Consider the following 13272-nt stretch of genomic DNA (forward strand, 5'->3'; position numbering starts at 1 on the left):
TCGGATGGTCACGCAGTAAGGCATCCAATGGCAGCTAACAGACTGGTGCGGTCCTCCGAGTCGGACTCTCCGCGACACCGATTCGATCTACTGGCTCACCCAGCGAGAACACCTACTCGATCGGCACGTTGAGCGTTATCTTCACGCGCTCCATCGCAACGAAGGTGCGAAAGCTCTTGACGTTCCCTTCAGCGAAAAACAGCGAGCGGGTCAAAGCCGTGTACTCGGCCATATCCCGACAGCAAAGAATCAGAATGAAGTCCACGTCGCCGGTCACGTAGTAGCACTGCTGAACCTGCTCGCACGCTTCGAATCTCGCTCGCATCTCATCCAGTAGCTCGATGGCTTCGTTCTCGGCAGACACGTGCGCAATGACTGTGATCCTTGCCCCTAAAGCGTCGGGATTCAGGACACTGCGATCGGACGCAATCACGCCGGTACTCCGCAAGCGTTGTAGACGTCGCGCGACCGAGGGCACCGAGAGATTGATCTGCTGGCCGATCTCACGGTGTGGCGTCTGATTGTTCCGCTGCACGATCTCCAGAATCTTCAGATCGAAGTCATCCAGTTCGAAATTGGGTCGCCGCGTAGCCATGAGAAATTTTCTCGTTTGAGTATCGATAATAGATAACTTTTAAATTCAATGCCGAAATAAACTTTCTTCAACAAGCGTTATATCACGCCGGTCAGGTCAAGACAGACCTCTTTCCAATTTCAAGGTGATACAGCAGCGCTTGCTTTTCCACGCGACACACATGGAGTCCAGCATGAAGCATCGTTCGTTTGCAGGCTGTCTGAAACTGGCCGCCGTTTCGGCAGCAGTTACCCTGGCGTGCGGCGCCGCCCACGCCGCAGCGACGCTGACTCCCGGCGTTCTGTCCATCGGCAGTGACATGACGCTGCCGCCTCACACGTATCTCGACCACGGCAAGCCGGCAGGCTTCGATCCCGAATTCGTCGGCAAGGTCGCGTCATACATGAATGACTCGACGAAGTTCGTCGATACGCGCTTCGCCAATCTGATTCTGGGCGTCACTGGCGGGCGATACGACATTGTTGCCTCGGCGCTCTATGTCACGCCGGAACGCACCAAGGTCGTCGATTTCGTGCCGTATTTCATGACCGGCGGCTCGCTCATGGTGAGTTCTTCCGGCGGATTGAATCCGAAGACCGTCGGCGACCTGTGCGGAAAGCGAATCGGCTCGATCAAGGGCGCAGCATGGATCAAGTACATCAATGCGGCGTCGGACAAGGCCTGCGTCGCACAAGGCAAACCGCCCGTGCAGGTGCGCGAATACGAAACGTCCGCTGAGACTGCCCAAGCCATTCTGTCGCAAGGTATCGACGCACAGTACGAAGACGTTTCGATCGCCGGTCTTATTGTCGAACGTTCCGGCGGGCGGCTGAAGATCACGTCGAACGGTCCGCTCGATCCTGTCGTGTGCGGCCTCGCGATGAAGAAAGGCAACATCGAACTCAAGTCACAGATCGAGTCTGCGATCGCTCAAATGAAGGCGAAGGGTGAATACCAGGCGCTTCTGAAGAAATACAACGTCGTTGCACCGACCGAGGCCGAAGTCGCCAAAGCGCTTGGAACCGCTCAGTAATCAAGGTTCCTGAACAGCAATCGGCTTACATCGCAGGAGACACCCCATGGTTTTCGACTGGCATTACGCGCTCTCGCTACTGACCTACACGGATTTCTGGAATGCCGTGTGGCTAGTCATCAAACTGAGTCTGGCTTCATGGCTCATCAGCATCGTGGCCGGCTTTCTGCTCGCGCTCGGAAAGCAGTCCACATGGCGGCCGGTCGCATGGGTGTGCCGTAGCTACGTCTGGTTTTTCCGCAGCCTGCCGCTGCTGGTGCTGCTGATCTTCGTCTATAACCTTCCGCAGATCTTCCCCTGGACCGGCTCGTTCTTCTCCAACGCATTCTGGGCGGGGCTCATCGCCATGTCGCTCAGCGAGACTGCGTATGTCGCCGAGATTCATCGAGGCGGTCTGGCCGGCGTGCACAAAGGCCAGCTCGAGGCCGGGAAAGCGCTCGGAATCGGCTACCTCGGTCTGCAGCGGCTCGTCGTGCTGCCGCAGGCGTTCCGCGTCGCGCTTCCGGCACTCATCAACGAGTACATCAGCATGGTCAAGCTGACATCGCTGGTGTCCGTCATTTCGCTGGAAGAGATCCTGCTGGTCGGAGAGCGTCTCTACACCCAGAACTTCAAGGTTCTGGAGACCATGCTCGCAGTGGCGATCTACTACGTCTTTATCGTTACCGTCTTCGGATTCCTGCTCAGTTATGTCGAGAAGCGTCTGGATTTCACGCGCCGAAGCGGAGACGTCCATACCGGCAACGCTGCCGTCTCGGACAAGGTCGTGCCGATTGTCGCGGTTGACCGGAAGCCGATGCCGGCCATCGAGGCAATCAATATCAACAAGCACTACGGCAGCCATCACGTGCTGAAAGGAATCAATCTGAAAGTGACGACGGGCGAAGTGATTTCCGTCATCGGGCCGTCGGGGTCGGGAAAGACGTCCTTGATCCGGACACTCAACGGACTGGAAGTGATCGACGATGGAGAAGTGCGACTGAACAGCAAACCGTTTCTCTCGAATCACACGCTCTCGCATCAGTCGCGCGCCGCATATCACGAGGGAATTCTGCACATCGGCATGGTGTTCCAGAGCTTCAATCTGTTTCCTCATCGGACCGTCCTCGAGAACGTCACGCTCGCCCCGCAGTATCACTCGCGCCTGAAGGGCGAAATGCTGGAGCGCCACGGCCTGAAGTTGCTCAACAAGGTCGGCATGGGTGCGCATGCGTACAAGTATCCGCACCAGCTCTCCGGGGGCCAGCAACAGCGCGTCGCCATCGCACGCGCGTTGGCGATGGAGCCTTCCATCGTGTTGTTCGACGAGCCTACGTCGGCCCTCGATCCCGAACTGGTCGGCGAAGTATTGCGCGTCATCGAAGACCTCGCCCGGGAAGGCATGACGATGATCATCGTCACACACGAAATCGACTTCGCCATGAAAGTGTCCGACCGCATTCTCTTCATGGAGGGAGGCGTCGTCGCGCACGACATGACGCCCGCGCAGTACCGCGCCATGCCGCGCGATTCCCGCGTGGGCCGCTTCCTGAACGGATGCCGCGAAGAATTGCTCCCGGCCACGGCCTGATAGCGGCCCCCATCAGCTTCCACAGGTACACACATGATGACTTCTTTGCCCTTCCCGACAAGCGAGTTCGATGCTCGCCTGGAGCGGACGCAGGCTGCAATGCGGAAGGCCGAAATGGATGCGCTGGTGCTGACCACGCCCGCAAACTTCCGGTATTTCACGGGTCTGGACAGCCAGTTCTGGGAAAGCCCCACTCGCCCCTGGTTCCTGATCGTTCAGGCCGCCGGCCCGACCATCGCGATCGTCCCGTCGATTGCAGAAGTCGTCGTGCAACAGTGTGTGGCGGGCAGCGTCATGAGCTGGCCTTCGCCTCGGCCCGAAGATGAAGGCGTTTCTCTGCTCGCTTCTGCACTGAACGATCTGCCGCGACGCTTCGGAAAGATCGGCTTCGAGCTGGGTCGCGAGTTTGCGTTGCGCATGCCGGTTCTCGATTTTCTGCGGCTGCGCGACCTGCTCAAATCTGAGGCCGTCGACGGATCGTCGTGCATCTGGGAAGTGCGCAACATCAAGTCGCAAGCTGAAATCGGGAAGATCCGCGAAGCCGGTCGGATCGTCAGTTGCGCCTTTGCGTCCGTCGCGGAACGTGCGAAGCCAGGAATGACGGAGGCGCAGATAGCCCGTGATCTGACGGTGAACATTCTTCAGGGCGGCGCTCACACGGTTCCCTACATGGCGTGCGCATCGGGGCCCGGCGGATACGATCAGATCATCGCGCGCGGAAGCCAGCGAGCGTTGAAAGACGGCGACGTGCTCATCATCGACGTTGGCGCCACCATCGACGGATATTTCTGCGATTTCGACCGCAACTACGCGGTGGGAAAAATCTCCGACGACGCTCGCCGGGTTCACGACGCAGTCTGGGTCGCAACCGAAGTCGGGATCAACGCGGCGAGAGCCGGCACCAGGGTCCGTGACCTCTGGAGGGCGATGATGGACGTTCTCGAAGCGGCGGGTATGCGCGGGAACAACGTCGGACGTCTCGGTCACGGACTCGGCTTGCAAGTCACCGAGCCTCCATCGCACAGTGCAGCGGACGAGGCACTGCTCGAGCCCGGCATGGTCATCACGATCGAACCCGGTATGGAGTACGAGCCCGGAAAGATGATCGTTCATGAAGAGAACATCGCCATTACGGAAGACGGCTTCGCCGAAGTCCTTACTATTCGCGCGCCACGCGAGATGTGGACCATCAATTGAGCATCACGACGCGAGATGAAGCATGACGGACCTTAGTTTCACTATCGACGAATACCGCAACAGGCTCGAACTGGTTCAGCAAGAACTGCGAGCTCGGCAGATCGACGTCGCGATTCTGGACGAGCCGGAAATGATGGGCTGGCTGTCCGGCTACTGGACGACTGAAAACCTGTGGCGTGCATGCGCGGTTCCGGCGACGGGCGAGCCCGTTTTGCTGGTGAGAAAACTGGATATGGCGCCCGCCAGGGAACGAAGCTGGTTCACGCACATCGTTGGCTTTCTCGACTGGGAAGATCCGCTGCCGCTTCTGATTGATACTGCCGAGTCGCTGGGTTTCACACTGGGACGTGTGGCTGTCGACTGTCAGTCGCACTCGTTCACAGTGGCAAGGATGAGGGACTTGCGCGCGCTGCTTCCGCACTCGGATATTCATGATCTGAACCGCTCGCTCTGGGATCTGCGCCGTTGCAAATCCGAAGAAGAAATCGCGCTGATGCGGCGAGCGTCCGCGCTCGTCGACCAGGCGCTGGAACATGCGGTTTCTTCTATCGGTGAGGGTGTGCTTCCTCGCATCGTGGCAGCCGAGACGGCAGCGCAGGTTTACAGGCTAGGTTTCGACGACGGATTCATCGGCCCGATTACCGTCGCGACGGGCTGGGATGCGCTGCACGGATTCATGCCAGAGCGTCCTTTGAAATCCGGGGACCTGGTTCATATCGAACTGTTGCCGCGTCTGCGGGGATACTCCGCTCGCATCATGCGTTGTGTCGCGGTAGGCGGCGCCAGCTCCGAACAAAAGCGAATAACGAAGCTGCTTGCCGACATCCAGGATCGGCAGATCGAGGCGATGCGACCGGGAGCGGTTGCTTCCGAGGTGGACAGCATCGTCCGCCGCGGCGTCGTCGAAGCCGGCCTGCGGGAGTCCTACGAGAACATCACCGGATACACGCTTGGCCTGACGCCGATCACCACTCAGCGAACCAGCGATCTTCATCGTTGCTTCACACCGAAGGCTGACTGGAAACTCGAAGCAGGCATGGTGTTCCATGTCTACACCTCAGCGGCAGGGATCGCGCTAAGCGAGACGGTCGTCATCAGGGAGGATGGTGGAGAGCGACTGACACGTTCCCCGCGCGTTCTCTTCGAACGGTGAAAGACCGCCATGAGAATCGAAACCGCTTGGAACGTCGAGAAAATCTCTCATTCATAGGGCGAAAATAGAGACGTTATTACCGGCCCGCTGAAATATTATTGTGTCTGACGAGCGTTGTTGCACACGCTATTCATTCGGCAAACCAAGGATCATCGCGTGCCTTTGACGGCACCTCAAATGGAGTAGAACGCAGCCATGCTGATGAACAATCCCCGGGCGTCCCGCAGCGCCTATCCAGAAGACCTGCGCGAAGTCATGAACATAAAGTCGGCGCAGGAAAGCGGCAACTGGCTCTCGCACTGGGATCAGATCAGCCGGATAGCGACGCCGCTGTGGGATCTTCCGGACGCAGCGGAATCTGTCGGGGTTGCACAGCTGTGCCTCAAGGACGAATCGGTCCGCTCGCCTCTTGGCAGCTTCAAAGCGCTCGGTGCACCCGTCGCGTTGATGCGCCTCATCGCTCGCCTCTGGCGTTCGGAAGCTTCGTTCGATCCGCGCGTATTGATCAATGGCGGCTACGCCGGCTTGCTGGAAGGTCTCACTGTGATCAGCGCGACCGACGGCAATCACGGAAAGTCGCTTGCGGCGGCCGCGCAGGCCATCGGATGCCGCTGTGTGATCGTGCTGCACGCCAACGTGAGCATTGAACGTGAAAAGTCGATTGCGGAATACGACGCCGAGATCATCCGGATTTCAGGCAACTACGACGAATCGGTCGAGCACGCAGCACATCTCGCACAGACGAACGGATGGCATGTCGTCTCCGACACCTCTTACGAAGGCTACGAAGCAATTCCGCGCGATGTGATGCAAGGCTACGGAGTCATTCCCGACGAAGTCGTTGCTCAACTCGAAAGCTCGCCGCCGAAAGCCCCATTCACGCATGTTTTCCTGCAGGGCGGCGTAGGCGGTCTTGCGGCCGGGATCGTCACGTATCTGTGGGAGCACTACGGCGCGCAACGCCCCTCTTTCGTCGTGGTCGAGCCGCAACAGGCGGATTGCCTCTATCAGAGCGCGATCAAAGGTTACGCGACGACGGCCACCGGTTCGGTGGATTCCGTGATGGCAGGTCTGGCCTGCGGTGAAACGTCTCCGCTCGCGTGGAAGTTCCTTCAGCCGTGCGTCGATCATTTCATGACGATTTCAGACGATGACGCGGTGCAGGCGATGCAGACACTGGCACGCGGCACCGAACGGGACGCGCCGCTGATCGTCGGCGAATCCGGAGCTGCCGGGTTCGCCGGCCTGACGCTGTTGGCACGAAACCCGGACCAGGCTCGCGCAGTCGGGCTGACGCCGGAATCGCGGGTGCTGGTTATCAGCACGGAAGGCGCCACGGCGCCCAACACCTATTCCGAACTAGTCGGCGAGTCCGCTCAATCCGTGCTGGCACGGCAGCACGAGTGGATGCAGGGCTGCACTGTACGGTGATGACGATGAACGCCACTGCTGAAACAGATCACGCGCTGGATCGCCCGTTGCAGGAAAGTTTGCGCAGCTGGAGACATCACCTCCACCAGAATCCGGAGACGGGCTTCGAAGAGGTACGAACCTCCGACTATGTCGCGCGGATTCTTTCGGCGCTGGGCCTCGAAGTGCATCGCCATATCGGCGGGACGGGGCTGGTTGCAAATCTGAAGGCCGGCAATAGCACCCGAGCCATCGGCTTGCGCGCCGATATGGACGCGCTGGCGATTGCGGAGAACGCGCCCGGCCGGACCTATGCTTCGTGCTCTCCAGGGAAAATGCACGCGTGCGGTCATGACGGGCACATGGCCATGGTTCTCGGCGCCGCGCGTCTGCTCGCCGAGCGCAAGGACTTCGACGGCACCGTGCGATTCATCTTTCAGCCGGGCGAAGAGCACGGCCGTGGTGCGAAGGCAATGATGGCGGACGGTCTGTTCGAACGCTTTCCGGTCGACGCCATCTTCGGTGCGCATAACATGCCGGGCATGGCTGCCGGAACTTTCGCGACCCGTCGCGGCGGGATCATGGCGAGCGAGGACAACTTCGTGATCGTCGTGCGGGGGCGAGGCACGCACGCCGCGCGTCCGCATATGGGCGTCGATCCGATCGTCGTCGCATCCCAGATCGTCCTCGCTCTCCAGACGGTGGTCTCGCGTAACCTCGACCCGAGCCTTTCCGCCGTTATCTCCTGCACCGAGTTCATCACCGATGGACTTCGCAATGTCGTTCCATCGACGGTAACGATCAAAGGAGACACGCGCAGCTATCTTCCCGAGGTTCAGCGCCTTCTCGAAACGCGGATGCGCGAAATCAGCGAAGGTATCTGCCGGACGAATGGTATCGAGTGCGAGTTCAGCTATACGCATGAGTTCGCGCCGACCGTCAATAGTGCCGAGTTCGTGGAGCCAGCGGTGACGGCGGCGATCAACGTCGCCGGTCCCGAAAACGTCGACGCCAACGTGCAACCGATGATGATCTCCGAGGACTTCGGCGCCTTCCTTCAGGTTGTGCCGGGCAACTTCATCTTCATCGGCAACGGTGATTCGTCGCAGCACGGCAACGTTCCATTGCACAACGCTGCTTACGACTTCAACGACGACATTCTCGATACGGGTGCTCGCTATTTCGCGGAAGTCGCGCGGGTAGCGCTTGCCGGCAAGTAAACGCCCGGCGCAGTCCGTACAACTGCAAATTGCTTTTGAACACACGATGAACGAGACAGGCGACCGGCAGGCAGCCATCAGACTGGCAGAGAAAGCTTTCGACTCCGGCGAGTTCCTACACGACCTCGAACGACGCGTGGCGTACCGGACGGAAAGCCAGGATCCCGAGCGTGCGCCAACGCTGCTTTCGTATCTCTCGGAGGAAATCGCACCGGCACTCCAGCGGCTCGGATTCGAGACGCGATGCGTGCGCAATCCTTCCGATGTGGAAGCGCCCATGCTTCTCGCCTCGCGATGGGAGAGCGATTCAGTGCCTACCGTCGTGACTTACGCGCATGGCGACGTGGTGCGAGGCTACGATGCGCAATGGCGCGTGGGGCTGGAGCCGTGGCGTATCACGATCGAAGGCGATCGCTGGTACGGCCGTGGAATCGCGGACAACAAAGGGCAGCACTCGATCAACCTGGCCGCCCTCGCTGCAGTGATTGAAGCCCGGAACGGCAAGCTCGGCTACAACGTGAAGATGATCTTCGAGACGGGTGAAGAGATCGATTCGCCTGGCCTCGACGCGTTGTGCGCCACCGAACGCGAATTTCTCGCCGGCGACCTGTTCATCGCGTCCGATGGCCCACGTGTGTCCGCCGAGCGTCCGACCGTCTTCCTCGGGTCGCGAGGCGAGTTGAACTTCGAACTGACTGTCGCGTTGCGCGAAGGTGGCCATCACTCGGGGAACTGGGGCGGAATTCTTCGAAATCCAGCGACGGTGCTGGCGAGCGCCATTTCGTCGATCGTCGACAACAACGGGCGGCTGCTGGTCGAGGCGCTTCTGCCTCCACCCATACCGGCCGCCGTGCGCGATGCAATCGCCGACATCCGGATCGGCGAAGACAGCAACGCGCCTTACATCGACCCTGCCTGGGGAGAGCCGAACCTGACTGTCGCGGAACGGGTTCTCGCATGGAATACGATCGAAGTTCTCGCCTTTACAGCCGGTAATCCCGAGGCTCCCGTCGGCGCCATTCCTCCTGTTGCGAAGGCGTTTTGCCAGATGCGGTTCGTCGTTGGAACGGACTGGGAAGATGCCGGGCAACACCTTACGCGTCACCTTGAGCAATGCGGGATCGAGGATGTACAGGTGACGGTGACGTCGGTATCGAAAGCGACGCGTCTCGACGTCACGCATCCCTGGGTCAGTTGGGCGCTGACGTCGATCGAGCACACCAGCGGCAAGCGCCCCGCCCTCATCCCTAACCTCGGCGGGACCGTGCCTAACGCAGTCTTCGCGGAGACGCTCGGCTTGCCGACCCTCTGGATTCCTCATTCCTATCCAGCCTGTTCGCAGCATGCGCCGAACGAACACATGCTTGCGTCGGTCGCCCGCGAAGCACTAGCAGTCATGGCGGGCGTGTGGTGGGATCTCGGGGAAGGCGCGGCCGCGTCGATTGCGTCTGCACGCGGGTCTTTCCTACCGAGTCAAAGGCTCGCCACGTCTCGACTACGGCGCGAAGCGTGACAGTCGCTTGACCGCGTTCACCGCGATGCTAGCCAACCTGGGGCCTTTCGCGTCCCATGCCGCTTTGCTTCCACTCGGCAGTCCGCAGTCGCGCTTCAACTGGACCACGCATCACTCTCGCTGCCTGCCTTCGCTTCGGCTTTCAACCACCCAATAAACCGAGTGGCAACACCGCTCAACGCCTGGTTTCGGCGGGTCAGGATGGGATACGCGTGCCAGTGACGCATCGTCATCTCTGGGAAAGGAGCGCTCGCACCCGCTCGCCGTGGTTTGCGCAAATTGCTGAGTGATGGGCGCTTTTTGCTGACGCGAATTTGCCGTTCGGGGTTGACGATGGTCGGCCGCTGCCCGATATTGGACTAGCGCTTCGATCTGGTCGTCGCGTCATCGCGGTGAAGACAACCTCGCGTATCGGACGGATCGACCACCGGAGCCATCTTATCTGGCTCATTTTCACGTGTGACGTATCGTTCGCGTGTTCACACCAGCAGGAGATTTCAACGGTGAACGATCGTACCGCTCGTGGCCCGGTTTATTCGGCAACCTGCGCGTGCTGCGGCGGCAGGGTAACGGGGCAGGCCTCTTTCTGCCCCCATTGCGGTTCGCCTGCACGGCTTGCATTCGGCGAACATGCAGCTGCACGGAAGCCCGGTGTCGCACCGTCACACGCAGCGAACGGGCGCGCCAACGGCTCGCGTCACGTGCGCCACTGGACGTGGCCATCGACATTCTCGTTTTCGCCGACGATTACCGGTCATCGCTATGGCGACCTACGCGCGCCGTCACACGGCGGGGCCGATCGTCGCGTCGCGAAACGGGCCGCAGCGCTGATGTTGCTGGCGGCGGTCGTCATCTCCGGCGGAGCGGTACTTTTGCGCCGGTCTGACGATACAGACACGCGCGAACAGCGGGCCAGATCAAGCGTCGTGCAAGGCGTCGTGACGTCGAATGCCATGAGTTATCCGAACTCGACGGAGCAAAGCCCGACGATCAAAGCCGCTGTTCCGCCCGCGACTGTCGCTTCGTCGGCGAAGCCCGCTACAACACCTGAAGGAGTGGCACCGCGACCGTCTCAGGCATCGTCACCTGATTCGCACTATGAAGACGTCCCATCGCAAAGTTCGACGCTGGAAGACAAGGGAAATGGGGGCAAAAATCACAGGCTGATTTCGCTGGCGCTTGCGCGAGCGCACGGCGGTCTCGAAAACAACGATTTGCACGCAGTCCGATCAGGAGTCTATTGGGCGCTTTCGCTGCAACCGGACAATCGCGACGCGCTCCTGTTGAAACTGGATCTGGTCTCGCGTGAAAAGGCTCGTGACGCGGCATTGAAAGCTGCACGCAGTTGCGTCGGACAGGACAATCAGCAATGCGTTTTGCAGAATGCAAGTAATGCCCTGTCAATCGATTCGAGCAGCGCCGAAGCCAGGGCGCTCATCGCGCACTCGAAAGTTCATTCCGGCGAAGGTCGATCACCTCTCAATGCGCTGTCGAAATAGCTGACGCGAGCGGTACCGGTCCGCCAACTGTCACGACGTACCCGATGTCCGGCGCGGGAATCGACGGGTCCGCATTCGACAACGCAAGCGTGTTAGACCCTGGCTCATATGGCACGTAGACCGTCACGGCGCCCAGCCGTCCGTCGTCGCCGCCGGTAGGCGGAAATGCGAGCGTGGTCGGCCGTTTGCCATTCATGGCGAGTTGCGCATAGGCAGTTTGAACCCCGTCGTTGATATAGCCGATTTCGACGAAGCCCCCGCGCGCAGTAGACACGCTCCCACGGAAAGAAGCCGTGCCGAGGTGCGTTATTTTCCGCCCACTCTGGCAGGCTGGACAGCGCGAGTAAGTGGCCGTCCCGGTCAGCGGACCCGGCTCCCACGCTACCGGCGCTGTCTCTGTTCCGCTCACCGTGAGCATCGTCACGCCTCCGGCGGGCACGTCCGGAGCCGTGTAGGACGCCGTGAATCGGCCAAGGTCTTTCCGGGTCCAGACGTCGCGCACCGACGCCTGCGATGACGGGACGAGTCCGAGTGCATCCCACGTGACCACCATCTGGGCATCCGTCGTCGAATTGTTGAACAGGACAACCGCTCGCTGTCCCGTTCCGGCCAGCAGCTTCGCCCAGATTTGCTGGCTGCCGGACTGCGCCACCAGTAGTCCTTGTAGTCCAAGCGCGTCCTGATCGATCGCAAGCACCTCGGGATTTGTCAGCAGCCTTGCCGTGTCGGCAGCGAGCCGCTTCGCCAGATCGTTGCCGAGAATCATCGGTGCGCCTGCGATCGCCCACAGACTGACGTGCGCCTGATCGTGAACAGCCGACATCCCCATTGCGGCGACCATCATGTCGGGGTCGTTGTAGTAGCCGGTATGCTGACCGTCCGGGTGGTAATTGCCGGCCAAGTTATAGGTGACGCTACCAAAGTCCGGTGTGATGTCGCGAGTCGTTCTCCACATCGTGCCCACCCCAGCACCCCACACCCACGGTCCCTCGCCGTAGTCGGGAAACAATTTGCTGGTGGGTATCATGCCGCCGTCGCACAGGCTGAACGTCATCAGCCGGCCAGTTTGTGAATGAGCCCGACGGATCGCTTGCGCAATGGCCCGATAGGTTGTCTCGGGATCGTAGTTTTTTGACAAGCCCCCACAAAAATCGACCTTGACGAAATCAAACCCCCATTGTGCGAATTGCAGGAAATCGTGATCGTAGTGCGCGAAGTCGCTGCCGACGAAATGCGTACCGTCAGGCCGCTTGCCGCACCCTTGCGGGCCCGCATCGATATAAATGCCCGCCTTCAGACCTTTGTCATGGATGTAACGGGCAATGGCCCGCATTCCGCCGGGCCATTGCGTCGTGTCGACGATGAAATTACCGCTTTCATCCCGCTGCCCAGAGCGCCACCAGCCTTCGTCGATGTTCACATACTCATATCGGGCTCCCGAGGTAATGTGTGTGTTCAGCGCCGCCAACCCGTCGGCTTCGGTCCTGATCACGTCATAGCTCACGCCTTCGCCCAGACTGTTCCAGGACGACCAGCCCATCGGAGGCGGAGGAACGCGCACCTGCGTTGCGCGTTGAGCGAGCGCAGGCGGATATGGGAGCGCGGATTGCGCAGGCTCCGTTGTTCTTGACTCGACGACGACGCGCCCGCAAGCGCACAGGCTCGCAACCAGGCATAGAACAACGAGCACGCGTTGATGACAATATGGAAGCATGGGTCCTCGCATCGCAGACAAAAGCACCGCTCAATGGTATTGGCAGCCGCGCCTGCGTATGCGATTACGGTGACTAGCACCTTCGTCGACCGACTCGATGATCACGCGCTGGCCCCTCGTTTCAGCAATCACGTGCACGGTCCCGCTCCCGACAACGCATCGCCGTCCGCCTTCCGGTGTTTATCCACATGGAGGTTCGCTTAGCAGTTGCAACCGCCGTGTCACCCAATTCGACCAATGTTACGCTCCCGGTCGACGTTTCTGAGCGAGCAAAGCAACTGTGCGTCAATCTCTCAAATATGTGCGAGCAGACTTTGCGCTACGCGATCGAGGCCGACGAAGGTCGTCGCGGGGCGCGGGAGAATGCATAGTTCATTAAAAGCGCAAAT

General features: G+C 60.2%; 11 protein-coding genes. 9 read left to right on the plus strand and 2 right to left on the minus strand.

Going from position 1 to position 13272, the window contains the following annotated elements:
• Positions 1-112: 112 nt before the first annotated feature.
• Entirely contained in the window at positions 113-595 is a 483-nt protein-coding gene (locus G3N95_RS05115) for an Lrp/AsnC family transcriptional regulator (RefSeq protein ID WP_205968904.1), read from the minus strand.
• 172 nt (positions 596-767) lie between these two features.
• Between G3N95_RS05115 and G3N95_RS05120 the strand changes: the two genes are divergently transcribed.
• From G3N95_RS05120 to G3N95_RS05155, 8 genes are all read left to right on the plus strand, one after another.
• Positions 768-1607, plus strand: coding sequence for a transporter substrate-binding domain-containing protein (locus tag G3N95_RS05120; protein WP_205968905.1), 840 nt, complete (start codon positions 768-770; stop codon positions 1605-1607).
• 46 nt (positions 1608-1653) lie between these two features.
• On the plus strand, positions 1654-3177 hold the full coding sequence (locus tag G3N95_RS05125) for an amino acid ABC transporter permease/ATP-binding protein (RefSeq protein WP_205968906.1): 1524 nt from the start codon (positions 1654-1656) through the stop codon (positions 3175-3177).
• A gap of 36 nt (positions 3178-3213) precedes the next feature.
• On the plus strand, positions 3214-4374 hold the full coding sequence (locus G3N95_RS05130) for a Xaa-Pro peptidase family protein (RefSeq protein WP_277397993.1): 1161 nt from the start codon (positions 3214-3216) through the stop codon (positions 4372-4374).
• 22 nt (positions 4375-4396) lie between these two features.
• Positions 4397-5527: a Xaa-Pro peptidase family protein gene (locus G3N95_RS05135; protein WP_205968908.1), complete on the plus strand. Its 1131-nt coding sequence runs from the start codon at positions 4397-4399 to the stop codon at positions 5525-5527.
• Positions 5528-5722: 195 nt separating this feature from the next.
• Positions 5723-6958, plus strand: a complete 1236-nt coding sequence (locus G3N95_RS05140; protein WP_205968909.1) for a diaminopropionate ammonia-lyase — start codon at positions 5723-5725, stop codon at positions 6956-6958.
• 35 nt (positions 6959-6993) lie between these two features.
• Positions 6994-8157 (plus strand): M20 aminoacylase family protein, encoded by a 1164-nt coding sequence (locus G3N95_RS05145; protein ID WP_205969051.1) that lies wholly within the window; start codon positions 6994-6996, stop codon positions 8155-8157.
• 46 nt (positions 8158-8203) lie between these two features.
• Positions 8204-9670: a M20 family metallopeptidase gene (locus tag G3N95_RS05150; protein WP_205968910.1), complete on the plus strand. Its 1467-nt coding sequence runs from the start codon at positions 8204-8206 to the stop codon at positions 9668-9670.
• A gap of 701 nt (positions 9671-10371) precedes the next feature.
• Positions 10372-11169, plus strand: coding sequence for a hypothetical protein (locus tag G3N95_RS05155; protein WP_205968911.1), 798 nt, complete (start codon positions 10372-10374; stop codon positions 11167-11169).
• On the opposite strand, the gene G3N95_RS05160 is transcribed toward G3N95_RS05155, so the two are convergent.
• A complete protein-coding gene (locus G3N95_RS05160; RefSeq protein WP_241018250.1) occupies positions 11150-12709 on the minus strand; it encodes an alpha-galactosidase in 1560 nt (519 codons plus the stop codon). The two genes, G3N95_RS05155 and G3N95_RS05160, sit on opposite strands and share 20 nt — an antisense overlap.
• Positions 12710-13071: 362 nt before the next feature.
• Between G3N95_RS05160 and G3N95_RS05165 the strand changes: the two genes are divergently transcribed.
• A complete protein-coding gene (locus G3N95_RS05165; RefSeq protein WP_241018251.1) occupies positions 13072-13254 on the plus strand; it encodes a type II toxin-antitoxin system CcdA family antitoxin in 183 nt (60 codons plus the stop codon).
• Positions 13255-13272: the final 18 nt, after the last annotated feature.

The sequence above is a fragment of the Paraburkholderia sp. Tr-20389 genome, from assembly GCF_017104565.1.
GTDB lineage: Bacteria > Pseudomonadota > Gammaproteobacteria > Burkholderiales > Burkholderiaceae > Paraburkholderia.

Coding starts and splice junctions, on each gene's coding strand:
- G3N95_RS05115 (WP_205968904.1), bottom strand. CDS start 595: ATGGCTACGCGGCGACCCAATTTCGAACTGGATGACTTCGATCTGAAG.
- G3N95_RS05120 (WP_205968905.1), top strand. CDS start 768: ATGAAGCATCGTTCGTTTGCAGGCTGTCTGAAACTGGCCGCCGTTTCG.
- G3N95_RS05125 (WP_205968906.1), top strand. CDS start 1,654: ATGGTTTTCGACTGGCATTACGCGCTCTCGCTACTGACCTACACGGAT.
- G3N95_RS05130 (WP_277397993.1), top strand. CDS start 3,214: ATGACTTCTTTGCCCTTCCCGACAAGCGAGTTCGATGCTCGCCTGGAG.
- G3N95_RS05135 (WP_205968908.1), top strand. CDS start 4,397: ATGACGGACCTTAGTTTCACTATCGACGAATACCGCAACAGGCTCGAA.
- G3N95_RS05140 (WP_205968909.1), top strand. CDS start 5,723: ATGCTGATGAACAATCCCCGGGCGTCCCGCAGCGCCTATCCAGAAGAC.
- G3N95_RS05150 (WP_205968910.1), top strand. CDS start 8,204: ATGAACGAGACAGGCGACCGGCAGGCAGCCATCAGACTGGCAGAGAAA.
- G3N95_RS05160 (WP_241018250.1), bottom strand. CDS start 12,709: ATGGGCTGGTCGTCCTGGAACAGTCTGGGCGAAGGCGTGAGCTATGAC.
- G3N95_RS05165 (WP_241018251.1), top strand. CDS start 13,072: ATGGAGGTTCGCTTAGCAGTTGCAACCGCCGTGTCACCCAATTCGACC.